The 24,593-nt window shown below is 51.0% G+C and carries 16 protein-coding genes and 1 tRNA gene; 8 read left to right on the forward strand and 9 right to left on the reverse strand.

Going from position 1 to position 24,593, the window contains the following annotated elements:
* Window positions 1-27 precede the first annotated feature (27 nt).
* The gene (gene sppA / locus EHW56_RS11340) at window positions 28-1,917 is read right to left on the reverse strand and encodes a signal peptide peptidase SppA (protein ID WP_152799666.1); all 1,890 of its coding nucleotides are present in this window, start codon (window positions 1,915-1,917) and stop codon (window positions 28-30) included.
* Window positions 1,918-2,132: 215 nt separating this feature from the next.
* Between sppA and EHW56_RS11345 the strand changes: the two genes are divergently transcribed.
* From EHW56_RS11345 to EHW56_RS11355, 3 genes are all read left to right on the forward strand, one after another.
* Window positions 2,133-4,145 carry an NADPH-dependent 2,4-dienoyl-CoA reductase gene (locus EHW56_RS11345; RefSeq protein ID WP_152799664.1) on the forward strand — a complete coding sequence of 671 codons (2,013 nt, stop codon included), beginning with the start codon at window positions 2,133-2,135 and terminating at the stop codon, window positions 4,143-4,145.
* 95 nt (window positions 4,146-4,240) lie between these two features.
* Window positions 4,241-4,789 (forward strand): NAD(P)H nitroreductase, encoded by a 549-nt coding sequence (locus EHW56_RS11350; protein ID WP_046075294.1) that lies wholly within the window; start codon window positions 4,241-4,243, stop codon window positions 4,787-4,789.
* Between the two features lie 114 nt (window positions 4,790-4,903).
* Window positions 4,904-6,907 (forward strand): DNA topoisomerase III, encoded by a 2,004-nt coding sequence (locus EHW56_RS11355; protein WP_152795686.1) that lies wholly within the window; start codon window positions 4,904-4,906, stop codon window positions 6,905-6,907.
* An 80-nt stretch (window positions 6,908-6,987) separates the two neighbouring features.
* On the opposite strand, the gene EHW56_RS11360 is transcribed toward EHW56_RS11355, so the two are convergent.
* Entirely contained in the window at window positions 6,988-7,746 is a 759-nt protein-coding gene (locus tag EHW56_RS11360; RefSeq protein WP_152795688.1) for a sulfite exporter TauE/SafE family protein, read from the reverse strand.
* Between the two features lie 222 nt (window positions 7,747-7,968).
* Between EHW56_RS11360 and EHW56_RS11365 the strand changes: the two genes are divergently transcribed.
* Window positions 7,969-10,914 (forward strand): EAL domain-containing protein, encoded by a 2,946-nt coding sequence (locus EHW56_RS11365; protein ID WP_152795690.1) that lies wholly within the window; start codon window positions 7,969-7,971, stop codon window positions 10,912-10,914.
* Window positions 10,915-11,071: 157 nt separating this feature from the next.
* Entirely contained in the window at window positions 11,072-13,138 is a 2,067-nt protein-coding gene (locus EHW56_RS11370; RefSeq protein WP_152795692.1) for an alpha-amylase, read from the forward strand.
* Window positions 13,139-13,198: 60 nt separating this feature from the next.
* Here the strand turns inward: EHW56_RS11370 and EHW56_RS11375 are convergent.
* The 3 genes from EHW56_RS11375 to EHW56_RS11385 form a co-directional block, all read right to left on the reverse strand.
* Window positions 13,199-13,275, reverse strand: a tRNA-Pro gene (locus EHW56_RS11375).
* A 135-nt stretch (window positions 13,276-13,410) separates the two neighbouring features.
* On the reverse strand, window positions 13,411-15,288 hold the full coding sequence (locus EHW56_RS11380) for a DUF3413 domain-containing protein (protein WP_152795694.1): 1,878 nt from the start codon (window positions 15,286-15,288) through the stop codon (window positions 13,411-13,413).
* Between the two features lie 42 nt (window positions 15,289-15,330).
* The gene (locus tag EHW56_RS11385) at window positions 15,331-15,549 is read right to left on the reverse strand and encodes a YejL family protein (protein WP_152800428.1); all 219 of its coding nucleotides are present in this window, start codon (window positions 15,547-15,549) and stop codon (window positions 15,331-15,333) included.
* A 77-nt stretch (window positions 15,550-15,626) separates the two neighbouring features.
* Here EHW56_RS11385 and yejK point away from each other — a divergent pair, with 77 nt between their 5' ends.
* Window positions 15,627-16,646, forward strand: coding sequence for a nucleoid-associated protein YejK (yejK, locus tag EHW56_RS11390; RefSeq protein ID WP_152795696.1), 1,020 nt, complete (start codon window positions 15,627-15,629; stop codon window positions 16,644-16,646).
* A gap of 127 nt (window positions 16,647-16,773) precedes the next feature.
* On the opposite strand, the gene nhaC is transcribed toward yejK, so the two are convergent.
* On the reverse strand, window positions 16,774-18,213 hold the full coding sequence (gene nhaC, locus EHW56_RS11395; RefSeq protein ID WP_046075301.1) for a Na+/H+ antiporter NhaC: 1,440 nt from the start codon (window positions 18,211-18,213) through the stop codon (window positions 16,774-16,776).
* A gap of 535 nt (window positions 18,214-18,748) precedes the next feature.
* On the opposite strand from nhaC, the gene asd reads away from it, so the two are divergent.
* Entirely contained in the window at window positions 18,749-19,870 is a 1,122-nt protein-coding gene (asd, locus tag EHW56_RS11400; RefSeq protein ID WP_102505349.1) for an aspartate-semialdehyde dehydrogenase, read from the forward strand.
* Window positions 19,871-20,020: 150 nt separating this feature from the next.
* Here asd and sodB read toward each other — a convergent pair whose 3' ends face one another.
* Window positions 20,021-20,605 (reverse strand): superoxide dismutase [Fe], encoded by a 585-nt coding sequence (gene sodB / locus EHW56_RS11405; RefSeq protein WP_046075303.1) that lies wholly within the window; start codon window positions 20,603-20,605, stop codon window positions 20,021-20,023.
* Window positions 20,606-20,888: 283 nt separating this feature from the next.
* Here sodB and grxD point away from each other — a divergent pair, with 283 nt between their 5' ends.
* Complete coding sequence (gene grxD / locus EHW56_RS11410; RefSeq protein ID WP_046075304.1) at window positions 20,889-21,227, forward strand: Grx4 family monothiol glutaredoxin; 339 nt, start codon at window positions 20,889-20,891, stop codon at window positions 21,225-21,227.
* Window positions 21,228-21,332: 105 nt separating this feature from the next.
* Here the strand turns inward: grxD and EHW56_RS11415 are convergent, their stop codons facing one another.
* Window positions 21,333-22,655 carry a Na+/H+ antiporter family protein gene (locus EHW56_RS11415; protein ID WP_046075305.1) on the reverse strand — a complete coding sequence of 441 codons (1,323 nt, stop codon included), beginning with the start codon at window positions 22,653-22,655 and terminating at the stop codon, window positions 21,333-21,335.
* Between the two features lie 361 nt (window positions 22,656-23,016).
* On the reverse strand, window positions 23,017-24,273 hold the full coding sequence (locus tag EHW56_RS11420) for an outer membrane protein transport protein (RefSeq protein WP_152795698.1): 1,257 nt from the start codon (window positions 24,271-24,273) through the stop codon (window positions 23,017-23,019).
* Window positions 24,274-24,593 lie beyond the last annotated feature (320 nt).

A 24,593-nucleotide genomic window follows, 5' to 3' on the forward strand; every position in this document is an offset into this window, starting at 1 on the left:
TGACTGTATGGTCAGGGCTAGTCGATTTTATTGGTACTGACAGTTCAAGCAGAATAAGTAACGCCCTTGCGGGTCGTTAAATTTTTCCAACAAGGTCAATGACTGCCACTGTGGTGACGACGCCAGTTGTTGCGCTATCGATGGCATGTTCGCCTGGACCGTCTTGCCAAGCACACTCGCACTTTGTCCGAGCATGTCATTAATAAACTGCTCGAAGGGTGTGAGTGGCTGTTGCATCCAATCGAGCTGGTAGCTCTCAATGCCAGCGAGTTCGGCAGCGGTTGATACCGCATCGTCAAAGTCACCCAACTTATCCACTAAGCCGAGATTCAATGCGTCTTGTCCCGTCCAGACGCGGCCTTGCGCGACCTGATCGGCTTGTTCCATCGACATGTTACGGTGGTTACTGACAACGGAGAGGAAGCGGTGATAGCCGTGCTCGATGCCGAGTTGCATGATTTCTCCTACCTCATCAGGGAGCGCGCGAGTCAGCCCCACTCCGGCAAACGGGGTGGTGCCCACACCATCCGACTGGATACCCAAATCATCTAGCGTGTTCTCAAAGGTGGTGAATAGGCTAAAAATACCAATTGAACCAGTGATCGTCGTCGGTTGGGCAATGATTTGGTCGGCACTGGCCGATAACCAATATCCACCGGAAGCGGCGACGCTTGACATGGAAACCACCACGGGTTTGCCTGCCTCACGCAATGCATCCACCTCATTACGAATGACTTCAGAGGCGAAAGCGCTACCTCCAGGGCTATCAACACGTAGCACCACGGCTTTAACACTGTTGTCTAGACGCGCATCGCGAAGCAAGGCTGCGGTGGTATCCCCCCCCACCGTACCCGGGCGTTGTTGCCCGTCCATGATGGGGCCGCTGGCGACGACGACGGCAATGTTATTGTTGCCTGGCAAGCTAAACCCATTTTGTATCTTCGGCAGGTAATCGTAATAACCTGTGTATTCAAAGCTGTCTTTGCCATCGCTCCCGAACGTCTCGGCGAGATAGCGACGGATTTGCTGGCGCGTCATTAACTTATCGACGATTCCCACGTCTTTAGATAACGCGGCGAAGTCACCTTCGAAACGGCGTAATCGCGTGAGGAGTTGCTCTGCGCTGGGAGACAACATACCGGCTTGGATACCACGGTTCTCCGCGACATCGCGCACATAAGCATCCCACAGCTGAGATAGCCAGGCTTGATTCGCCTCGCGGGCGGGATCAGACATGTTGTTGCGCGTGTAAGGCTCAACAAACGATTTATATGTTCCCACTCGGAACACATGGGTAGAGACATCCAATTTATCGAGTAAGTCCTTCCAGTAAAGGTTGTAGCTACCATAGCCTTGCAGCATCACCATGCCATCAGGTGACATCAACACTTCATCGGCATAGCTGGCCAAATAGTACTGGCTTTGGCTATAGGTGCCGCCGATGGCAATCACGGGTTTGCCACTCTCTTTAAACGTATTGATGGCTTTGGCGATATACCTCAGCTTGGTCAAGCTGGTGGACGGCATGTCGCCTAGGCTGAGTACAATCCCATTGATCTGCTCGTCGGTGGCGGCATGGCGTATGGTGTCGACAATGTCAAACAACACATTTTCACTTTCAACCGGCTGGCCGAGCGCGTTGCGCGACAGCGTATCAATTGGGCTAAGCCGTTGACGCTGTTCAACAATCGGGCCATCAATATTCAGCAAAAGCGCGCGTGGCTCGGGATCAGACTGTGCCACCTTCACGGACTCTGCCTCTTTTTTGGGCGTTAGGGGTGTTTCTGAGGTGAGCGCAAAGTAGATGGCAACAATCACGCCTATGAAAAGGACGTTTAACAAAAGTTGCCGCGCGAAACTGAGCGCACGCCACAGCCATTTAAAAAGGGATGCAATAAAGCGGAACAGTTTTTTCATACTTGAGTCCATCGGTGCATGTCGCTGATATCCTAGCTGATCAGAGCCAAGAGCGATAGGTGCTAGCGATTGTCGATATACGCTAATACTGGGTGAAAGTCCTACCTAGATCATAAATCGCGACACCATGTTGCTAACTTGTAAACGAATGTTTGAAATCACGTATCTGTCAGCGGTATAGTCTGGTCAGACCACAAACAATAAGTGAGCAAGCAATGGAACAGCACCCTTATCCCCACATGCTAGCCCCACTCGACCTTGGGTTTACCACCCTAAAAAATCGGGTCCTAATGGGCTCTATGCATACTGGGCTTGAAGAAGCAAACGATGGTTTTAAAAAGCTAGCGGCCTTCTACGCCGAGCGTGCGAAAGGCGATGTAGGGTTGATTGTCACAGGTGGCTTCTCGCCCAATTTTCGCGGTCGCTTGACCCCATTTAGCGCGCAATTTAGCTCCGGACGCGCGGCACGTGCACATCGTGCCATCACTGAAGCGGTCCATGCCAATGGCGGGAAAATTGCGCTTCAGCTTCTGCATGCGGGGCGTTATGCCTTTCATCCTTTCGCGCAAAGTGCGTCAGCCATTCGCGCACCTATCAGTAAATTCACCCCGTTTGAAATGAGTGAGCGGGCGATTTGGCGCACGATTAAAGCCTTTGGTCGCAGTGCCGCGCTCGCCCGAGAAGCGGGCTATGATGGCGTCGAGATCATGGGATCGGAAGGATACCTCATTAATCAATTTTTCTGTCACCGCGCTAATCGTCGGTATGACCAGTGGGGCGGGGCGGTTGAAAATCGAATGCGCTTTGCCGTTGAAGTGATGCGTGCGGTCCGTCAGGCTGCTGGCGACGACTTTATCGTGATATTCCGCCTATCGATGCTGGACTTGGTCGAGCAAGGCAATACCTTCGAGGATGTGGTTGCCTTAGCCAAAGGCCTTGAACAAGCGGGCGTGACCATTATCAATACGGGGATCGGTTGGCATGAAGCGCGCGTGCCCACCATTGCCACCCAGGTACCACGTGGTGCGTTTAGCTGGGTGACCGAAAAACTTAAAGGTGAAGTGTCGGTGCCCCTAGTCACTTGTAACCGCATTAATACACCGGAGGTCGCCGAATCGATTTTGGCGAGCGGGCAGGCGGATATGGTATCGATGGCACGACCCTTTTTGGCCGATGCGGAGTTTGTTGCCAAAGCTAAGGCGGGACAGCCGGATGACATCAATACCTGTATTGCTTGTAACCAAGCCTGCTTAGATCACGTGTTCAAAGGAAAACGGGCAAGCTGCCTGGTGAACCCGAAAGCCTGTTACGAAACGGAACTAGTGGCGACGCCTGTTCGGCAAGTGAAACGAGTAGCGGTGATTGGGGGAGGCATGGCGGGGATTAGCTGTGCCACCGAAGCGGCTGAGCGGGGTCATGACGTGACCTTATTCGAAAAGTCGGATCGTCTAGGCGGGCAATTTAATTTGGCGATGGCCATTCCAGGAAAAGAAGAGTTTAAAGAAACCATTCGCTATTACCTTCGAAGGCTAGAAAAAGCGGGGGTGACGGTGACACTCAATCAGTCTGTGGATGTGGACGCCTTGCGCGAATTCGACGACATTGTTATCGCAACAGGCGTCAAACCGCGCCGCCCCGCGATTGAAGGTATCGACCATCCAAAAGTGATTGATTACCAAGCGTTTATTCGCGAGAAGCCAGCCCTTGGCAGCCATGTTGCCATCATTGGTGCGGGAGGCATTGGGGTCGATGTTGCCACCATGATCACCGAGCCCAGCGATCAAAGCTTGGATGATTGGCTTAAAGAGTGGGGCATTGATAAAACCATAAGCCACGAAGGCGGCTTGTATCCTGGCCATGATACCCATAGCGATAAGCAGGTGTGGGTGCTACAGCGTCGCGAGGGACGTGTTGGCAAAGGGCCGGGCAAAACCACTGGCTGGATCCATCGTAAAACCTTGCAAAAACGGGGTGTGAATCTTGTAGGAGGGGTGACCTATCACAAAATTGATGATGAGGGGCTGCACGTCAGTATCAAAGACGAGGCGCACTTGATTCCTGCCACTGAGATCATCTTGTGTGCAGGGCAAGAGTCCGTTAACCAGCTCGCTGAGCAGTTGGATGAGGCGAAGGTGTCTTACCATTTGATTGGCGGCGCAGAGCATGCGGGCGAATTGGACGCGAAACGCGCGATTCGCCAAGGGATTGAAACGGCGTTGGCACTCTAAATCCATACACATTGCACGATTTTATCTGTTCACAGCTGTGTTAATCTATTGTAACCGAGTTATACATGGCCGTTTAACGGCAAAAAGGATGAATCATGGACGCACTTGAAATGCTCTTACAGCGTCGCTCGATACCGCGTCTTGCCGCGCCTGCACCGAGCGGTGACGTGCTTGAAAACATCATTCAAGCAGGACTGCGCGCCCCTGACCACGGCGCGTTGACGCCATGGCAATTTGTGATCTGTGAAGGTGAGGGGCTCACCCGGCTTTCCACCATTCTTGCCGACGCCGCACAAACCAATGGCGCGGATGAGGCGGCGATTGAGAAAGCGCGTAATGCCCCGTTTCGAGCGCCTATGGTGGTCGCAGTGATTGCCCGTACGCGTCCGCACGATAAAGTTCCTACCATTGAGCAACATATCTCGGCGGGATGTGCCACGCAAGCGATGCAAATGGCCGCTGTCGCGCAGGGCTTTCAAGGGTTTTGGCGCACTGGCGCCTTTGCTTATCACCCTGCTGTGCGCGACGCGCTGTCGGTAGAAGGTGACGATCAGATTGTGGGCTTTTTATACTTAGGAACGCCAGATTGCGCCCCAGCCAATGCCCCAAAGCGCGATGCCAGCAAGTATGTCACTTATCTCTGAGTGCATACCCATCGCGCTCACCTCGAAAAACCTGTGCATATGTACAGGTTTTTTATTGCGCCCTGATCGGCCTTTGCATACCATGCGCTCAGCGACGGTTAAAAAGGCTTTGTCATGGCACGATTGTTTATAGCGGAAAAACCCAGTCTCGGACGCGCAATTGCGGCTGGATTACCCAAACCGCACAAAAATCACAAAGGTTACATCGAGACCGCTCAAGGCGACGTGGTGACCTGGTGTATTGGCCATTTACTGGAGCAGGTTGAGCCGGATGCGTATGACAGCCGCTATAAAAAGTGGGATCTGGCTGATCTGCCTATTGTGCCTGAAAAATGGCAGCTCCGTCCTCGTCAAGCCGCCGCGGCGCAACTGGCTATTGTTAAAAAGCTGATCAAGCAGTTTGACCAACTGGTGCACGCGGGCGATCCCGATCGAGAAGGGCAGCTGTTGGTTGATGAAGTGATTGATTACGCCAAGGTCAGTGCTAACAAAAAAGCTAACATTAAGCGCCTTTTAATCAGTGACTTAAACCTTTCTGCGGTGAAGAAAGCCCTCGCGCAACTGCAAGACAACAAAGCCTACATGCCACTGTCCGTATCTGCCTTAGCGCGCTCACGGGCCGACTGGTTGTATGGGATGAATTTGTCTCGTGCGTATACCTTGTTAGGGAAACAGGCCGGCTACCAAGGCGTGTTATCAGTCGGACGTGTGCAAACGCCAGTGTTAGGGCTGGTGGTGCGCCGTGATCAGGCGATAGACAGCTTTGTGCCACACCCATTTTTTCAACTGGATGCGATCATTGCTCATCCAGAGGGAGAGATACGGGCACGTTGGCAGCCCAGTGAGGCATGTGCAAAGTGGCAAGATGAACAGGGACGCGTCCTGTCTCGTCCCTTGGCAGAAAATGTCGCACAACGCATCGCAGGACAAACCGCGACCGTCACTGAAGCGGAGCGTCAACAACGCAAACAGACCGCGCCGTTGCCGTACAATTTGTCGGCATTACAAATTGACGCTTCAAAGCGGTTTGGTTTTAGTGCGCAAAAAGCACTGGATGTGTGCCAACAGCTTTACGAACGCCACAAACTGATCACTTACCCGCGCTCAGACTGTCGTTATTTGCCCAAAGGCCACTTCGCCGAGGCAAATAAGATACTCGGTGCCATTAAGCAAGGCTGTGAGGCGCTTAGCCAGGCGTGTGATGAGGCTGATCCTCAGCGTAAAGGTAAGGCATGGAACGACAGTAAAGTAGGCGCTCACCATGCGATCATCCCCACGGCGAAAGTCGCGCCGACAAGCTTGTCAGCCGATGAAGCAAAGATTTATCAGCTCATCGCATGCCAATACGTGATGCAGTTTTACCCTGCTGCCGAATACGCGGAAGGCAAGCTCATATTTGATATCGCAGGCGGCTGTTTTATCGCCAAAGGGAAGGTGCTGACGTTAGCAGGCTGGCGTGCTTTGTTGCCGACTCGACAAACGGCTGACAGTGACGCCGCCCCCTTGCCGCTGATGAATAAAGGCGATCAAGAACGCTGTGAACGCGGTGAGATTAAAGATTGCATGACAGAGCCGCCTGCGGCGTTTACGGAATCGACCCTGCTGCAAGCGATGACAGGCATTGGTCGCTATGTACAAAACAAAGCCCTGAAAGAGATATTGCGTGAGACTGACGGCTTAGGCACCGAAGCAACCCGTGCGGGTATCATTGAGTTATTGGTGAAACGTGGGTTATTAACGCGGCAAGGAAAAACGTTACACGCCAGCGCCAGTGGTAAAGGGCTTATCGCCGCACTGCCAGACAGTGCCACGTATCCGGATATGACGGCGGATTGGGAGCGGCAACTGCAAGATATGGCGGATCGTCAGTGTGGATATCATCCTTTTATGCAAGGATTAACGGCACAAGTGACAGGCTTAATTGAAACCGTGAAAACATCGCCACCGCCGGCCTCGTTAAGCGACTTGCCTGCCGCCCCCTCTAAATCTTTCACGCGTAAAGGGCGGCGTACGTCCGGCTACCGAAAGCGAACAACGAAAGCAAAGCCGGCTGCTAATCAAAAGTCAACGGCGACATCAACGCGTGCCACAAAACGCACACGCAAAGCCACGAGATAGCCTCATGCAGCGGCATATTGCGTAGCCGGTGAGCAAGTGTCGCGCCTGGTCATGCGGCCACCTGACACACAGGCCGGGCGTTAGAACGCATAGGCGGCGATGCAGCCGATCAAGGTCATCACAAATAAGAAGGTTTTTAGCACCTTGGGGTTGGCGGAAATGGCAAAGCGTACCGCAACCCGTGCCCCTAGCATGGCGCCCAATGCCAATATTAATCCGGGAACCCAACGCACCAGGTCATCGGCAATAAACACCACTAAGGATAACGTCGTAAAAGCGAGCGTACAGGCCAGCTTGAGCGCATTGCCACGCACTAAGTCGTAGTGCAGTGTGCCGCACAGCGCTGCCAGTAGTACAAATCCTACCCCGGCTTGCACGAAGCCGCCATAGAAGCCAGCCAGTAAGAGACCCAACCAAGCCATGGGCGTATCTTTCACGCGTTTTGTCGGTGTTCCCTCTGGGGGGCCAAAGGTCGCGGGTTTAATCAGCATCACCAGCGTCATGGTCAGTAAGGTACCAAGCAACAAGGGTTTCACCCAGCTGGTCGGGAGCCAAGCGGCGGCTAATGCACCGCAAAGGCCACCGAGTAAATTGGGGATCAAAACGGGGATAATGTCTTGTGTCTCTAGCTTATTGTGTTGGCGAAAGCCTGACATGCCAGATACACACTGTAACCAAACCGCTACACGATTGGTGGCGTTAGCAACATCAGCCGGCATGCCCATCACCATCAACGCGGGTAAGGTTAAGTTCGAGCCGCCGCCCGCCAACGTATTAATAATCCCTGCGACCAGTCCTAAGCTGACCAGTAGCAGACCATACTCGATGGTCATTGCCATGCACACTCCTTGTTTTGCATCGCTGCGTTGGTGTGGTTACCTTGAGTGAAAGGGGTAACCGCTTGATAGAAAAGCCCCATCAAGCATACTGTTTATGCGCAATGTTGTGAAACCTAATAGTAATACTGGCGAAACTATTCACGCCCTTTATAATCACGTGCTACACCTGAAGTTTGGTTATTTTCGCCCTATTAGTCGTGCGAAATAAGGTTATATCACGTCATGCAGCAAGCTGTTCCATCCGCGCTTGATAAAGTCGCGCGCCGCTCCGCGCGAGTGGGGTTTGTTTATAATGTGCTTATCTCCATCATGGTCTTTGCTTTCTCTGTGGTCTCGGTGGAGTTTTGGCTTTACCAGCAAGCGCATGACCAAGAGGTGAAAGAAGTGCAGCGTGCGCTATTGGCCTATCGCTCTCGTATTGAGCTGAAAGTGACGCAGAATTTGGATTTAAGCCACGGGCTTGCCACCTACATCAGCCTTAATCCGGATTTGGACCAAGAGGATTTTTCTCAGTTTGCGGGCCAGCTTCAAGACAAAACCCCCTATATTCTTAATTTTGGTGCCGCGCGAAACTGGGTGATCAGCCACGTTTACCCCAACACGTTAGAAACTTCCGTATTGGGTACCCATTATCATGATATTCCCGAGCAACTAGAGAGTGTTCGTGCCGCCTATGGCTCGAGACAGCCGGTCATCTCCGGCCCTGTTGAGCTTATACAAGGCGGGACGGCGTTGATTGCCAGGCAGTCAATCGTTAACCAAAACACCGGTCTGCCTTGGGGGGTGTTATCCACGGTGTTAGATATTGATGGTTTGTTCTCCGCCAGTTTTAAGCAAGGTGAAAACTATCCTGTCCGCGCGGTATTACAAGAAAAACGCGAATCAGAATCAGTATTCACGACGGTTTATGGTGACACGTCAGTACTCAGCCAGTCGCCTGAGACGGTCACGGTCAATTTGCCCTCGGGGGATTGGCGTTTACTGGGGGTACCGCAATCGGGGTGGAAAGGGTTGCATCCTCACCCCACGGTCTGGGTTGTGGGTACGATTATTTTGCTTTTTTGGCTGGGTGGCCTGTATGGCCGTTACAATGCGGGGCGCAGTTTTGCCCAATCGATCGGGCGTGTGGTGGATGATAGCTACCGCTTTAGAAGCATTTTTAAACGTCACGATGCGGCGATGATGCTCCTCGATGCGAAAACGGGCGATATTCTTGATGCCAATGACAGTGCGCAGCAGTTCTATGGCTATGACCATGCTGCTCTGACGTCGATGCAGATCAGTGATATCAATACTCAAACCGATAGTGTCCTCAGAGAAAGCCTCTCGCAGGCACAACAGCGCGCGAAAAATTGTTTTATCTTCTCACATCGGCTGAAAAGTGGTGAGGTGCGGCAAGTGGAAGTTCATTCTTCACCGATCACCATTGGCCATGCCAAGCTGCTTTTTTCTGTCATTCATGATGTGTCAGAACGTCTTGAAGTAGAGAGAAAGCTCATGCTGAATGCAAAAATATTTGAGCAGTCCAGTGAAGGGGTGCTGATTACCGATGCGGCGGGAAGGATTGTCACGGTAAATGGCGGATTTAGCGCGATTACTGGGTATAAAGAGGAAGAAGTGCTGGGTGCCACGCCAGCCATTTTGAACTCAGGGCGTCATGATCACGCGTTTTTCAGTGAGATGTGGCAACAAATCGCCGACGAAGGGCGTTGGAAAGGCGAAATATGGAACCGACGTAAAGATGGCGTGGTATATCCCCAATTGCTTTCTATTAGCGTAGTGAAAGACGAGAGCGGAGAGGCCGTTAACTATATTGGTGTCTTCTCTGACATCACTAAGCTTAAGGACTCGGAGAAAAAGTTGATTGATTTGGCCCATTATGACGCGCTGACCGGGTTACCGAATCGTCTGTTGCTAACATCCCGTGTTCGTCAAGCGATGAACATGCAGTCCGTTCAGCGCAATCAGATAGCCTTGATGTTTCTGGATCTCGACCAGTTTAAATTCGTTAATGACAGCCATGGCCATGCGGTGGGCGACGCACTATTGAAGTTGGTCAGTGAGCGCCTGCATGGTTTGCTTGATGAAGGTGACACCTTGGCACGTTTGGGGGGCGATGAGTTTGTCATTCTTCGTTTGATTCACACTGATGACACCGCGTGTATTCGCTTGTCTGAAAACGTGATCCATGCCATGAACCGTTTGTTTGTCCTCGATGGTGGCATTGATGCGCAAATCGGGGTAAGCATTGGTATTGCGCAATACCCAGACGATACGTCGAGTACCGAAGAGCTCCTCACATTCGCCGATTCGGCCATGTATCACGCCAAAAAATCGGGCCGCAACACCTATGCGTTCTATGATGATGCGTTGACCATTGATGCCAACCACAAGCTACGTTTGGCGGTGGAGTTACGCCAATGTGTGCAAAATGAAGAACTGGAGCTCTTTTACCAGCCGCAAGTGGATCTGATGACGGGGCTGATTGTGGGTGTCGAGGCATTATTGCGCTGGCATCATCCTGAGCGCGGCCTGCTGTCTCCCATTGATTTTATCGAGGTCGCCGAAGAGCGTTCAATCATTCATGATATCACGCGATGGGTGGTGGAAACCGGCTGTCGCCAACTAAAGGCTTGGCATGATGCGGGGGCGCCGATCTCCATGGCCGTGAATATTTCACCGCGTAACCTCGCGGATGTCACTTTCACCCAGGTGGTGGCCGAAGCCATCGCACGCACCGGCGCCGATCCACGCTTTTTAGAGCTGGAAATAACGGAAAACACCTTGATCGAAAACCAAGCCAATGCGCTGCGTGTTCTCGAAAAATTGCGTGAGAAAGGTGTCGGGATAGCGATCGATGATTTTGGTACGGGCTACTCGTCCATGGCGTATCTAAAACGTTATCCGATCTCGAAACTAAAAATTGACCGTCACTTTATCAAAGATATTCAAAGCCAGTCTCCCGACGAAGAAGAAGTCGCGATTGTGTCAGCGATGATAGCGATGGCGGATAGTCTCGGGATCGGCGTGGTGGCAGAAGGAATAGAAACGCTACATCAACAAGCCATATTGCATGAGCTAGGCTGCACCTTTGGGCAAGGTTATTTATATCGTCGTCCAGCCCCTGCTGCCGATATTGGCGAGCTTTTGGGGGTGGATAATGATTAATATCTCACTATGCGGTTGCCGATTACGCGCGCAAGGGATAACTGGCTTAGCTCATCCTTTGATGGTCATGGCTCACAGTTTTAGGGCGCAGAAGCAGGAATGATGTCAATCGCTTGCGGTTTTTTTACCCTAAAAGAAAATCGCAAGGAGCACGATCATGACCCCTGTTTTTACTTGGCAGCGGCTCGCTATCGCGATAGCCGCTTCGCTGTCAATGACAGCCGCAGCCTCTCCCCATATCACAGTGACCACCTCAACCACACAAGCCGATAAGCCACTCAACGCAGACGCACCGGCGGTCTTTGCATTGGGAAAAACCACTTACCAAATCACGGTGGACGGTGTGGATGGCGAGTGCCAAGCGAATACACCCTCGAGCGCCAAGTTTAATACGCCGATACCGCTGGTGTGCGGCACGGCCAGCACCTTTGATCTCACCATTCGTTTTGCCGGTGACTATGGGTTTTATTATCAATCGGATACGCGCACATTACGGGTAAAACGAGAGCCGAAAAAGACGGCCTCCACCTTTAAACGGCCTTTGCCGGATGTGCAATGCCAGCAGTATCAAGGCGGGCCTGTCACTTTGCAGCTTGGCGATAGCTTTGCTGAAGGCACTCAGCTAAAAGAAGCACTCAGTGGCCAAGTGGTGCGTGTAAAGGATCACAGTGTCACGCTGACGCCGGCAGCGAACAGCGGTGGCTTGGTGCTGCTGGCCCCCGTTGACGCGCCTTCTTCTGCGTTTAGTTATCGGAATGCCAATATCTATTTTGTGATGGTAGACAGGTTTAACAATGGCGATCCGAGCAACGATCACAGTTATGGGCGTCATCAAGATGATGCACAGAACATCGGCACTTTTCATGGTGGGGATTTGCAAGGCGTGATTGATAAACTGGATTATATCCAGTCGCTCGGCACAGATGTGATCTGGCTATCCCCGATTGTCGAGCAAGTGCATGGCTTTGTCGGCGGTGGTAGCCAAGGCAGTTTTCCTTTTTATGCCTACCACGGTTATTGGTCACGTGATTTTACTCAAGTGGACAACAACTTTGGTGATGATGCCGTGCTCAAAACCCTCGTGGATGAAGCGCATCAGCGCGGCCTAAAAGTGTTCCTAGACGCTGTGGTCAACCATCCAGGTTATGCCACGCTCGCGGACTTACAGCAAGATGGGATTAACGTCGTCAATGACGCTGAGTTGCCAGAGAAATGGCAAGATTGGCAGCCCGATAAGGGGCAAAGTTGGCATGACTTTCATGAGGCCATTGACTACAAGAGCACCCACTGGCACCAATGGTGGGGCAAAGACTGGGTGCGTGCGGGGTTACCGGGTTATGATCAGCCCGGTAGCAGTGATAAAACCCTGACATTGGCCGGGCTACCGGATTTTAAAACGGAATCCGATCAGCCAGTGACGCCACCGCAATGGTTGCTAAACAACCCAGGTACCCGCGTTGAAGCGCGCGATAACTATACCGTGAGTGATTACTTACTTGAATGGCAAACCCAATGGGTAGAGCGTTTCGGTATTGATGGTTTTCGGGTGGATACGGTCAAGCATGTCGATGGCGAGGTTTGGCGAGCATTGAAATCGCAAGCTTCGGCGGCGCTAGAGACTTGGCGGCGTCAGCATGACAAAACGGGAGAGCCGTTCTGGATGATGGGAGAAGTATGGGGCCACCGTGCTTATCGCAGCCCTTACTTTGACCAAGGCTTTGATGCGTTGATTAATTTCGATTTGCAAAAGCAGATGGATAAGGGAGCGTACTGTTTGAGTGAAATGCAAGACACTTATCAAGCGTATGCAGACACCATGGCAAAAGAGGCGGATTTCATACCGGTAAGCTATATGTCTTCCCATGATACTGAGCTATTTTTCAGTCGCTTTAAAGACGCCAGCATGCAGCGTGGTGCCGCCAACGCATTGTTGCTAGCGCCCGGTGCGGTACAAGTGTTCTATGGTGATGAAGTCGGGCGTGACTTGGGCCCTTACGGGGACGATTTCCATCAAGGCACTCGTTCAGACATGATATGGCAGCGCAACGCTATGCAAGCTGACTTGCTGAACCATTGGCGTAAAGTGGGCCAGTTTAGGCAAGATCATCCGGCGATTGGTGCAGGCAAGCATCAAGCCATCCCCCAAGCGGGTGCCTATGTGTTCTCTCGTCAACTAGGCGAAGATACCGTGGTTGCGGCATTTATCGGGCGACAAGCGAAGTAACCGCCTTTAATTCGCACACACGAAAAAGCCCACCGTTCGATGAACGGTGGGCTTAAATATTGGTCGGTCTGACTGGATTTGAACCAGCGACCCCTGACACCCCATGACAGTGCGCTACCAGGCTGCGCTACAGACCGACTAAGCGCTATATTACGAATCGGCCTAGTGGGTGTCAATTGCCAAGGGGGATTGTTTTTCGGTTTTTCAACCGTTTGGCTATTAAAGCGTCAACATAGCATGGCGAAGTGACGTTTTCCTCTGCGCCTTGCTAATCACGACGACGGCTCTTCGGGATAATAAAAGCGTTTCAGTTCATGCATCACCTGCATCAGCAGTGACAACTGCGGTTTCCCCTCTGGCAGCGGGGTGTAGTGCTTATCAAACACTTTATAGTTGCCAAACTTATCCACCACAGTGGTTTTTTGCGGTTGTACCACCACGATATCTCGGCTATCGCCAGCAAGTACCCACTTGCGTGGACGGTTTTTAAGCTCGAACAAGTTGGTTCCACTGCTATACGTCTCCGCCGGAGAGCTGACCGATAGCATTGACTCCATCAATGTAGGGGCCACGTCTAGGTGGCTGCTGTAATGCGCAATTTGCTCCGCATCTTGGTTGGGCCAATGCATAATCATAGGGACTTGTAACTGATATCGGCTGTAGTTTGAGTTTGAGCCCCAGCTGTTGAGTCCGGTTTCGTTAAACTCCATTCCGTGATTGGCGGTGATCATCACCACGGTGTTGTCCAGCTGCCCTGCCTGGTCTAGGTGCTCAAGCAAGCGGCCAAGCTGCTCGTCAACGTAATGTGCGGCGTTATTATAACTGTTTTTTAGTACCAAGCTTGTCTGGGTATCGACCCCTGCCATGGCACTGTCAAGCGCCGGCTGAAAAGGCTGTGGGTAGTCCCCACCTTGCTCGTATTCATTCACCGTTGCCAATTCCAGGTAACCAAACCATGGCTTGTCGGTTTCGCGGTGCGCCAGCCAGTTGCGCATCGAGGCAACCGCGTTGGCGTCCGCCTGCCAAGCGGGTTGATCCGATTGGCTGTCGCGTTCAAGCGCTTGGCTGAAAATGCTTTGATAATAAATGGGGTTGGCAAAATGATCGCCACTAAACAATCCCCATTGATAGTCTCGCTGTTTGAGTGTTTCTATCAGTACGGGGCGCAGTCCCTCGGTACGGGCACTTTGCGCATAACTGCCAGGCAAGCCGTAGAAAAAGCCAAACAACCCCGCCATGTCATCATTGCTGCTGCTAAAGTGATTTTTAAACCACAGGTTTTGATTGGCAAACTGGTGGAGGTGAGGCATGGTTACCGGGTTTACCATGTCCGCACGCAGCCCCTCTACCATCACCATCAGTAAGTTTTTCTGATACTTGTTGGCATCCGGGGCGAACGCAAGTGGTTTGAGAGGGTAGCGGATTACTTCGCTGGTTTCCTGCCCACGTTGTTCGCGCAAACGTTGATACTCTTGCCTGTCGAGTAAGCCGTACTTTTCCATAAAGGTTTTCGCGGTCATCGGATAGGAGACCGGGAAGGTAGAGCGCTGTGCGGTGACCGGGCTGTATATGAAGGCATCCGCCCAAATATGGATAAGGTGGCTAGAGATAAAGCAAAGCGCAAAGACGGCAGCCACGGGGATACCGATACGTTTACGCGTCAGTTTACGCAGTTTGCGCCACACCCATTCAGCAATAATCAGCTCTAAGATAAAAATAGCAGGCACGGCAATAAACAAGTACTGCCAATGCGCATTCATATCGGTTTTTTCGCCACTTAACAGCAGCTCCCACACCAATGGGTTAAGGTGAAGGTGCAGGGTTTGGTAAGCGTAAATATCAAGCAGCAGCACCATCATCCCAATGGTGGCAACCAGTACGGCAAACAGCCGCATTAACCGCTGGGAGGGGATAAGAAAACTGGCCGGGAAAATAATCAGAATATAAAGCGCAAACACCAGAAAGCCAAAGTGCCCAACCCAGTTGAACACCAAGTAGCTTTGCCCTAATAGCGTTTCAGGCCATCCTGATTGGCTGATGTAGCGCGTGCCCAGCAACATAGCGGCAATGATGTTAAAAAAGCTAAACCAATGCCCCCAACTGATTAGCTGGGATACTTTGTCACGATACGATGTTCCGCTATCAACCATACAAATTTATTCTTCTCTTATTAGCGACTGCTGCTTTTTGCATTATTGCTTATCGATGGATGCCATTAATGCCTGGGCAAACTTGTCGGCAAATGCCTGGCGTTGGGCGGCAGGAATATTGTGATTAAGGATGTTAGTGGCGACATTCCCGATCACCATCAGCGATAAATCCGTAGAGGCACCGTGTTGTTCTAACACGTTGACAACATCACTGATAATACGTTCCACTTGCTCGTCGTCATATTTTGAAGTTACAGGCATAAATTCGTCTTTTCTTCTTAAAACCAAAGCAGCGTATAATAACTCACACTTTAGTCTTACTGAAAATCTTTTCAATCATGACCCTCACGCTTTCTAACGTAATATTGCATCAAATCGTTAAGCAAGATGATGATTCGCTTAACGTTCACCTTCGAGACGGCCCGTTGCCGCTCACCGAGCAGACGGAAAACCTGATGGGAGATATTCATCGGGTTTATCATGCAAAAGCAGGCAAAGGGTTTGCTTTGTTTGACACCGAGAGTGACTTCCAGCAGTGGTTAAAGGCCTATCGCGCCGACACGCTCGACTTTCAAGCGTTGTCCGAAAGAGCGGTGGAGCGCTTGCGCGCTGAATTAGCAAAATACCCTTTTGCCGACAACGGTACCCTGGTGATGGCGCACTACCGAGCGCTCGCGACGGACTATCTGTTTATCGGCGTGCTCGAGTCGAAGCACAGTTTACGTGTCACTGATGAACTGGAGGTGAATGCCACCGAGTATCTCGATGTGAGCAAGATGGATATCGCTGCGCGCATTGACTTATCGACGTGGGAGACAGATGCCGAATCAAATCGCTATCTTTCCTTTATCAAAGGCCGCGTGGGGCGCAAAGTCGCTGATTTCTTCCTCGACTTTCTGCAAGCGGAAGTGGGAATGGATAGTAAGCAGCAAAATCAGGTGCTGATGCAAGCGGTAGAAGACTACTGCGACGATGCCCGCCTCGACAAGGAAGAAAAGCATAATACCCGTAAGCAAGTGTTTGATTATTGTAATGATCAGCTCAAAGCCGGTGATGAAGTGGTGGTGAAAGAGCTGGCCGGTGAACTGCCAGCGACGCCTGACGGCACTGACTTTTATCAGTACGCTAACCAGCAAGGGTATGAACTTGAAGCGCAGTTCCCGGCTGATAGAACCACGATGCGAAAGCTCACCAAGTTTGTCGGGGCCGGCGGTGGTTTGTCGGTCAACTTTAACGCCATGCTGTTAGGAGAGCGTGTGTTTTATGATCCAGAGACAGATACGCTGACCATTAAAGGCACGCCGCCGAACTTGCGTGACCAGCTTCAGCGTCGTTTATCGAGCCGAGATGATGACTAGCGTCTAGAGCATTGACCATGGCTGGGTCAGTGTGGTCTATATGATAAAAAGCGGGACACCTGATGGTGTCCCGCTTTTTCTTTACTTCACTTAGCGACGCATTGACCACAATATGTGATCTGCGTTTTCATGCGCGCTCGGGCGCGGCGTCTAGGGTCGCTGCGTCGTCAGTGTGCGCGTTCTGTGCTGGCTCGACTTTGTCGACAAACCAACCCATGTAGCTAGTTACGATAGTTACAGCGATACAAACAAAGCTTAGCCACATAAACGGCGCATACGACAAGGTGGCGACCCCTAAGATGCTTGCCATATAAATGCCGTTGTCACTCCAAGGCACCATCCCGGATGTCAAGGTACCACCGAACTCGGCGTTACGGGATAAGTTCTTGCGCTGATAACCCAAGCGGTCGTAGTTTTTCGCACAGATTTTGGGGGTTAAGATCAGTGATACATACATCGCTGAGCCAAAAATGTTCCCCATAAAGGCCGTACCAATGGTGGAGGTGGCCAAGCTTCCAGCACTATTGACGCGGCGCTCAAAGAGATTAGCGATGGTATGGAGTACGCCCACTTTTTCCAACAAGCCACCGAAACCGAGACCAAACACAATCACGGCCACAGAACCAAGCATGGATGACATACCGCCGCGATTGAGAATGGCATCAATGAAATCCACTCCTGACGCGACAGAGAAGGGGGCCCAGGCGGTATTAATCGCCGCAACAGGGGCCATGTCTTGCAGCATGACTGCCCACACCACGCCCAGTAACGAGCCAAAGCTGATCACCGGGAAGGATGGAAGGCGCATGGCGAGCAGGGCAAGGACAATGAGGACAGGAATAAATGACATCGGGGTGATGACAAACTGATCTTGCATCGCTTGTTTCACCATTTCTACCTGGCTCATATCCACATTGCCGGCATAGTGCCAGCCAACAAGGGTAAACAGAATGCCGGTAATGATGTAGCTGATAAGCGCAATCGGAAGCATGCCTTTAATATGCTCGACAATTTCCACCCCTGACATCGATGATGCCAGGATCACCGAATCAGACAGCGGAGACATTTTGTCACCGAAATAACACCCTGACAGCACCGCACCCGCAGTCATTGGCGCTGGAATGCCTAGGCCTTGACCAATGCCCATCATTGCAATCCCCGCAGTACCGGCTGCGCCCCAAGAGGTTCCTGTCGCCAAAGCGGTTAATGAGCAAATCAACATGGTCGCTAAAAGGAAGATAGAAGGGTGGATAGCTTTCAGACCATAATAAATGATGGTGGGGACAATGCCGCCTGCAATCCAGGTACCCACGAGAGCGCCCACGGACAGGAGGATTAACACCGCCCCAAGACCGTTGGAAATACCTTTGGTTGCTGCCGATTCAAGGTCTTTGTATTGGTGGCCTAATTTGAGCCCCAAGCCCATGATCACAAACCAGCCAATAAATAATGCCAGTTGGATGGGTAAATCGAGTTTTGCGGTAAACGAAAACGCGAGCGCCAAAAATGCACCAAGCGCCAGAATGACCTGAACGATGGATGGTAATCGAATTTGATGTGTTGTCATAACTGAACCTTCTTCACGTCGCACTCGGTGACAACCGATAGGGCGAACGTATCAATATCATTATCGGAAGGTGGATCGTCTGTGATTGCGCGACTACTCCCTGCGCGATTTAGCGATGCAACTAGCAACAACCAAACTCACATCACTGTCCGTGTGTCAGTATCCTTTGTTCCATTTGTGAGGCGTCATACTCTAGCTAACAGAACAATGAGATGGGAAACATTTTTGTCGCTTATGTGAGTCGAACGCGAGCGAGGTTAATGGCCATTGCTATATGTTGTTTCATCGTGTCTTTAAGGTTAATTATCTGTTTTATATTGATGATTTTTATGTGTATGAGGGCAGTGTTTTTCGACGTATGTACGTTAAACCAAGTAAGGGATCAGTGACGGAATGTTTAAGAAATGGTGGATAATTGAGCAGAAAAAGGGGCTAACCTGACGACTGAGAAAAGACGTGTTAGTATCAAAAACGTTTTTTCACTGACTGTCGAACTTTATACGACGGTCACACAACATGGAGTGTGAAAATTATGATGCGAGTAGGTTTAGTTGGCTGGCGTGGCATGGTGGGATCTGTGCTGATGCAGCGTATGGTAGAAGAAAAAGATTTCGACCATATCGAACCTGTCTTTTTTAGTACCTCTCAAGTGGGTATCGACGCACCTAACTACGGTAAGGATGCGGGCACGCTAAAAGACGCTTACGACATTGAGATGCTAAAAACCCTCGATGCTATTATCACCTGCCAAGGCGGAGACTACACCAACGATGTTTACGCAAAGCTGCGTGAATCAGGTTGGAAAGGCTATTGGATTGATGCGGCGTCATCACTACGAATGGCAGATGATAGTATCATCACCTTGGATCCGATTAACTTCAAACAAATCCAAGCGGGAATTCATAAAGGCACGCGCACCTTTGTTGGTGGTAACTGCACCGTGAGTTTGATGCTGATGGGCTTGGGTGGCCTATACCAAAATGGCCTAGTCGAGTGGATGACCGCCCAGACTTATCAAGCTGCGTCAGGCTCAGGCGCCAAGCACATGCGCGAGCTGATCAGCCAAATGGGCGTGATTAATGATGCTGTCAACACTGATTTGGCCAGCCCTGCCACTTCTATCTTGGACATTGACCGCAAAGTTGCGCAAACCATGCGCTCGAGTGACTTCCCAAGTGACAACTTTGGCGTGCCGCTTGCCGGTTCACTGATCCCTTGGATTGACGTGAAGCGCGAAAATGGTCAGAGCAAGGAAGAGTGGAAAGCCTCGGTTGAAACCAATAAAATCTTGGGGTTAGACAATAACCCAATCCCTATCGACGGTACGTGCGTTCGCGTGGGAGCGATGCGCTGTCATAGCCAGGCATTGACCATTAAGCTGAAAAAAGCAGTGCCAATGGATGAAATTGAAGACATGATTGCATCTCATAACGACTGGGTCAGTGTTGTCCCTAATGAACGCGATGTGACCATGACGGATCTGAGCCCGGCGAAGGTGACAGGCACCATGTCTGTGCCTGTGGGTCGTTTGCGTAAACTGGCGATGGGTGACGATTTCCTTAATGCCTTTACCGTGGGTGACCAGCTGCTGTGGGGCGCGGCAGAGCCTCTACGTCGTACGTTGCGCATTATCTTGTCGGAAAAAGAGCAAGGCTAATGGCCGTGTAATAGCCACATTAAGCCGTCAACGGAGTTGGCGGCTTTTTTGTGTCCGATGTTCTGTATCGCTTAGTCCTAGCGTATCAAGCGTGCATAAAAAAGGAGGCGATAGACGCCCCCTTAACTTCACGCTTTTTCGTAAGCTGACTTAACCTGCGAAGTTTTTCGCAACAAAGTCCCAGTTGACCAACTTCCAGAAAGCAGCCAGATAGTCTGGACGCACGTTGCGATAGTCGATGTAGTAAGCGTGCTCCCACACGTCCACGGTCAGTAGTGGCGTTTCACCGTCGTGAGTCAGTGGGGTTTCAGCGTTTGATGTGTTGACGATCGCCACTGAACCATCTGCTTTTTTCACCAGCCACGTCCAGCCTGAGCCGAAGTTAGTGACCGCGGCGTTGGTGAACTGAGTTTTAAACTCGTCAAAAGAGCCAAAGGCTTTAGTAATTGCCTCTGCAACGTCACCAGTAGGCTCGCCGCCACCGTTAGGGCTTAGGCAGTGCCAGTAGAAGGTGTGGTTCCACACTTGCGCAGCATTGTTAAATACACCGCCTGAAGAGGTTTTGATGATCTCTTCCAGTGATTTACCTTCAAAGTCAGTGCCTTCAATCAGACCATTAAGCTTCACCACATAGGTGTTGTGGTGCTTGTCATAGTGATAGTCCAGCGTCTCTTTTGAGATATGTGGCTCTAGCGCATCTTTTGCGAAAGGGAGTTCAGGTAGTTGGAATGACATTGCTTATATCTCCGTTTTTATCGTGAGAGTGCTTCCTGTAGTCCATCACCGGCCGCTCAAGCGTGTCGTTTGTCATCAATGAGCACATCAACAACTCACCACCTAAGCATCGGGTGTGGCTACTATTTTCGTTTTGCTGAGTGTAGTTTAGCAAGTTTTTACTTTATTAAAAGGATCGCAGTAAAATTTTTATGCCTAATCCCACAAAAGATTTAGGCATTTTTTTCCGGCCTGTTAACCAGTAGAATCAAGGCAAGATTCACAGACAGTGTTCGAGGAAGCAATGGAAACAACGGACAAAATCAAGCAGCAAATCGAAGAAAATGCGATTCTGCTTTACATGAAAGGGTCGCCAAAACTGCCAAGCTGTGGTTTTTCTTCACAAGCCTCTCAAGCGCTTATGTCGTGTGGCGAGAAGTTTGCTTATGTAGATGTCTTACAAAACCCAGATATCCGCGCAGAGCTGCCTGTATACGCGCAGTGGCCGACCTTCCCTCAGCTTTGGATTGAAGGTGAATTGGTCGGCGGTTGTGACATCATTCTGGAAATGTTCCAAAAAGGTGAGCTACAGCCATTGGTCAAAGAAGCGGCTGAGCGCCGTGATGCGAGTGACAACGAATAACGCGGTTATTGATGTGACAAACATTGAAAAGCCACGTCCTGGACGTGGCTTTTTTGTATTCATCTATGTCTGACATTGCGCGTTACGTTTGTTTAGCGTACCCGCTCAGAGCACCATGGCCGCTAGCCAGCCAAACGCAATTAATGGCAAGTTGTAGTGAATAAAGGTGGGTACCACAGTATCCCAAATATGCTCGTGCTGACCGTCGGCATTCAGCCCCGATGTGGGACCCAAGGTGGAGTCAGATGCCGGCGAGCCCGCGTCGCCCAATGCGGCTGCCGTGCCTACCAAGGCAATCGTCGCCATCGGTGAAAAACCAAATGCCAGTGAGAGGGGGACATAAATAGTGGCAATAATGGGAATGGTTGAGAATGACGAGCCGATCCCCATGGTGACCAAAAGCCCCACCACTAACATTAAAAAGGCTGCAAGCGGCTTGTTCTCACCAATTGACCCCGATAGGGACGCGACCAAGGATTCGACGCCCCCCGTGGCTTTCATGACGGCAGCAAAGCCCGCGGCGGTGATCATGATAAAGCCAATCATCGCCATCATGTGCACCCCTTTGGTAAACACATCCTGGGTGTCTTTCCAGCGGATCACGCCACCAAAGGTAAACACCATAAAACCAGCCAACGAGCCCACAATCATTGAGCCTGCCATTAGTTGCACGCTTAATGCGGCGACAATGGCAATCGCGGCGACCCACAAGTTGCGCGATTGAATGCCTTGGTTTTCCGGCTCAGCGCTCAAGACGTCTTTTTCACTGTATTGGCGCGGCTGACGGTAGCTAATAAAGGTGGCGATCAACAGGCCAACCACCATACCCGCTGCAGGCAATAACATGGCGGTAGGAACCTGGCTCGCGACCACATCTAAGCCATTGTCATTGAGGTTTTTGAGCAAAATGTTGTTCAAAAAGATGCCGCCAAAGCCGACCGGTAACACCATATACGGCATGATTAAGCCAAAGGTGAGTACACAGGCGACCAGACGACGGTCGAGCTTTAGGCGTTGGAACACATGCAATAGTGGGGGGATCACGATAGGGATAAAGGCAATGTGGACCGGAATCGCATTTTGCGACGAAATCGCTAACAGCCCTAAAAGGACTAAAACAACATATTTAAAGGTGGCGGTGTTGGCATCGGTTGGACGCGCGTTTAACTTGCGGATCACCGAGTGCGCAAGCACATCCGTGATCCCAGAACGGCTGATAGCGACCGCAAAGGTGCCGAGCATCGCATAGCTCAGGGCAATGGTGGCGCCGCCACCCAGTCCGCCCTCAAAGGCACTAATGGTGTCGGAAATACTAAGACCACCGACCAAGCCACCAAGGACGGCGCTGAACGTGAGCGCGACAACGACATTTACACGCATAAGCGCCAATGCCAGCATGACGCAGACTGAAATGACTACCGGGTTCATTAAACATTCCTGTTATGGGTGTGGTGACTGCAGCTTCACTGCAGTAATTATCTATGGTTTTGTAATTAAGCTACCCAGTTTGCGCAAAATTTTGTCTGTGTCGAGGGGTAATCGGTTTTTTTTGGTTACTTTCTTTCATGCTTGTCAGCGTTGCTGAAAGTCGCGACCAGTAAAGTAGGCAAAAAGGGCGCGGCGGCGGCCCCAAGGATGGGTTCACGGCATGTCTGTGTGCGGGGCTTGGTCGCGTTATTCCATCATAGCGGCCAGCCATCGCTTTTAATGTCATTCAGGATGGGACAATAAGATCAAAAAAGCCGACCTTAATAGGCCGGCTCCTTGGGTTTAGGTTAAGCAGTCGGGATTAGAACAAGTAGTTCAGCTGCAAACCATAGATGTAGGCATCGCCACCGGCTGAAAAATCAGTATCTGATGGTTGTAAATCAGTTAAAGCTTCAGTACCACCGACTTGATCACCATCGAGGAAGGCAAACCCGGCATCGATAGAAAGGTTTTCATTAGCAGTATAAGTAGCACCTAAGCTCCACCACTGGCGGTCAGAGTCTGGGATGCTTAACGTACGTTTTTCCGCCGGTACTGGGCTCTCATCGTGAGCGTAACCAGCTCGGAATGCCCAATGCTCATCCATGGTGTAAGTGGCGCCTAACGCATAACGCCAGCTGTTATCCCAACCTTCGTCTTTTTGGAAGCAGGTGTTATCGCTACATTGAGAGCCGGTTGCTTTAAGCTCTTTTAGGCTATCCCAGCCGGTGTACATGGCGCTGTAATGGACGGCGAATTGTTGGTTTAACTGATGGAAACCCGAGAATTCGATGATTTCAGGTAGGTTAAGTTCTAACTCACCGTCAACGGTTGAGCCCGGGACGCCTGTTTTAGTGCCTGTGCCATCTGTGAACTTACCATCAAGCGTGACATCGGTTTGTGACCGATAGGTGAGACCAAAACGGTTATTTTCGTCCAATTCCCAAAGAGTGCCGAGATTCCAGCCAAAACCCCAACCATCGCCGGTTAGTTTTGCCGCCTGATCGGTTGCAGATGCTCCTCCCAATGCCCCTTTTTGACGTTTTAGCTCTGCATCAGCATAAATAGCACTGATCCCCGCACCAATACTCCACTGATCATTAAGCTTGTAGGCAATATTCGGGTTGAAATTCATGGTCACCAGTTCGGTTGACCCTGCAATGGACCCCGCGTAAAAGTCTTTTGGATAGTCGGTGGATAGACCAAAATTAGAGAAGGCAGAGAAGCCCACGGCTAATTTGTCATCAATCGGCTGAATAATATGAATATTAGGCACATACTCAGTCGGCGCAATATCTTTTGCGTCCGTTGTGAGTGGTGAGGTTGCCTCCACATCCGCATGCACATCTGGGTCAATGATGCTTAAGCCGCCCGAGAAAGCGGTGGTGTTAAAACGGGTTAGGGCAGCGGCGTTACGTGCGCCCACTGCGGCATTATCTGCGATAGCGGCTTCACCGGCAAAAGCACGCCCCAAACCGGATACCGAGGTTTCTGATACTTGGAAGCCGGCACTGTGTGCTTGCACGGCTAACAAAGATAAACTGGTTGCCACTAGCGATTTCTTAAATAGTGATGACATAACGCGCCTCACTCCTTTGTTAATTAGCTTCTTGTTCTTTGGGGCCGCCGCTTCAGTGCCCATCTTACGTGGGCGTGAGAAGTGGTCGGATGTTCTACAGGTTCAATAGTGGCACCAATTTCACGTTTGTTAAAGGTTGGTTTCAAAACGGGTAACACAATATTTCACCTGGTTGGGCTGACAATGTTTCTATCAGTTGTTTTAAGTAAATACTCTATTTGAGTTATACCTATGCTCAGCCCCTATTTAACGTGATTTTCACACTCGTTTTTTGTCGCTCACTCCTTATGTGCCTGTTTAATAGTGGTTAGTCTGATAAC

The organism is Salinivibrio sp. VGrn1 (genome assembly GCF_009377995.1).
GTDB classification, from domain to species: domain Bacteria; phylum Pseudomonadota; class Gammaproteobacteria; order Enterobacterales; family Vibrionaceae; genus Salinivibrio; species Salinivibrio siamensis.

What these genes read in the sequence shown, in the direction of transcription:
- sppA (WP_152799666.1), bottom strand. Translation starts at nt 1,917, where the DNA reads ATGAAAAAACTGTTCCGCTTTATTGCATCCCTTTTTAAATGGCTGTGG.
- EHW56_RS11345 (WP_152799664.1), top strand. Translation starts at nt 2,133, where the DNA reads ATGGAACAGCACCCTTATCCCCACATGCTAGCCCCACTCGACCTTGGG.
- EHW56_RS11350 (WP_046075294.1), top strand. Translation starts at nt 4,241, where the DNA reads ATGGACGCACTTGAAATGCTCTTACAGCGTCGCTCGATACCGCGTCTT.
- EHW56_RS11355 (WP_152795686.1), top strand. Translation starts at nt 4,904, where the DNA reads ATGGCACGATTGTTTATAGCGGAAAAACCCAGTCTCGGACGCGCAATT.
- EHW56_RS11360 (WP_152795688.1), bottom strand. Translation starts at nt 7,746, where the DNA reads ATGGCAATGACCATCGAGTATGGTCTGCTACTGGTCAGCTTAGGACTG.
- EHW56_RS11365 (WP_152795690.1), top strand. Translation starts at nt 7,969, where the DNA reads ATGCAGCAAGCTGTTCCATCCGCGCTTGATAAAGTCGCGCGCCGCTCC.
- EHW56_RS11370 (WP_152795692.1), top strand. Translation starts at nt 11,072, where the DNA reads ATGACCCCTGTTTTTACTTGGCAGCGGCTCGCTATCGCGATAGCCGCT.
- EHW56_RS11380 (WP_152795694.1), bottom strand. Translation starts at nt 15,288, where the DNA reads ATGGTTGATAGCGGAACATCGTATCGTGACAAAGTATCCCAGCTAATC.
- EHW56_RS11385 (WP_152800428.1), bottom strand. Translation starts at nt 15,549, where the DNA reads ATGCCTGTAACTTCAAAATATGACGACGAGCAAGTGGAACGTATTATC.
- yejK (WP_152795696.1), top strand. Translation starts at nt 15,627, where the DNA reads ATGACCCTCACGCTTTCTAACGTAATATTGCATCAAATCGTTAAGCAA.
- nhaC (WP_046075301.1), bottom strand. Translation starts at nt 18,213, where the DNA reads ATGACAACACATCAAATTCGATTACCATCCATCGTTCAGGTCATTCTG.
- asd (WP_102505349.1), top strand. Translation starts at nt 18,749, where the DNA reads ATGCGAGTAGGTTTAGTTGGCTGGCGTGGCATGGTGGGATCTGTGCTG.
- sodB (WP_046075303.1), bottom strand. Translation starts at nt 20,605, where the DNA reads ATGTCATTCCAACTACCTGAACTCCCTTTCGCAAAAGATGCGCTAGAG.
- grxD (WP_046075304.1), top strand. Translation starts at nt 20,889, where the DNA reads ATGGAAACAACGGACAAAATCAAGCAGCAAATCGAAGAAAATGCGATT.
- EHW56_RS11415 (WP_046075305.1), bottom strand. Translation starts at nt 22,655, where the DNA reads ATGAACCCGGTAGTCATTTCAGTCTGCGTCATGCTGGCATTGGCGCTT.
- EHW56_RS11420 (WP_152795698.1), bottom strand. Translation starts at nt 24,273, where the DNA reads ATGTCATCACTATTTAAGAAATCGCTAGTGGCAACCAGTTTATCTTTG.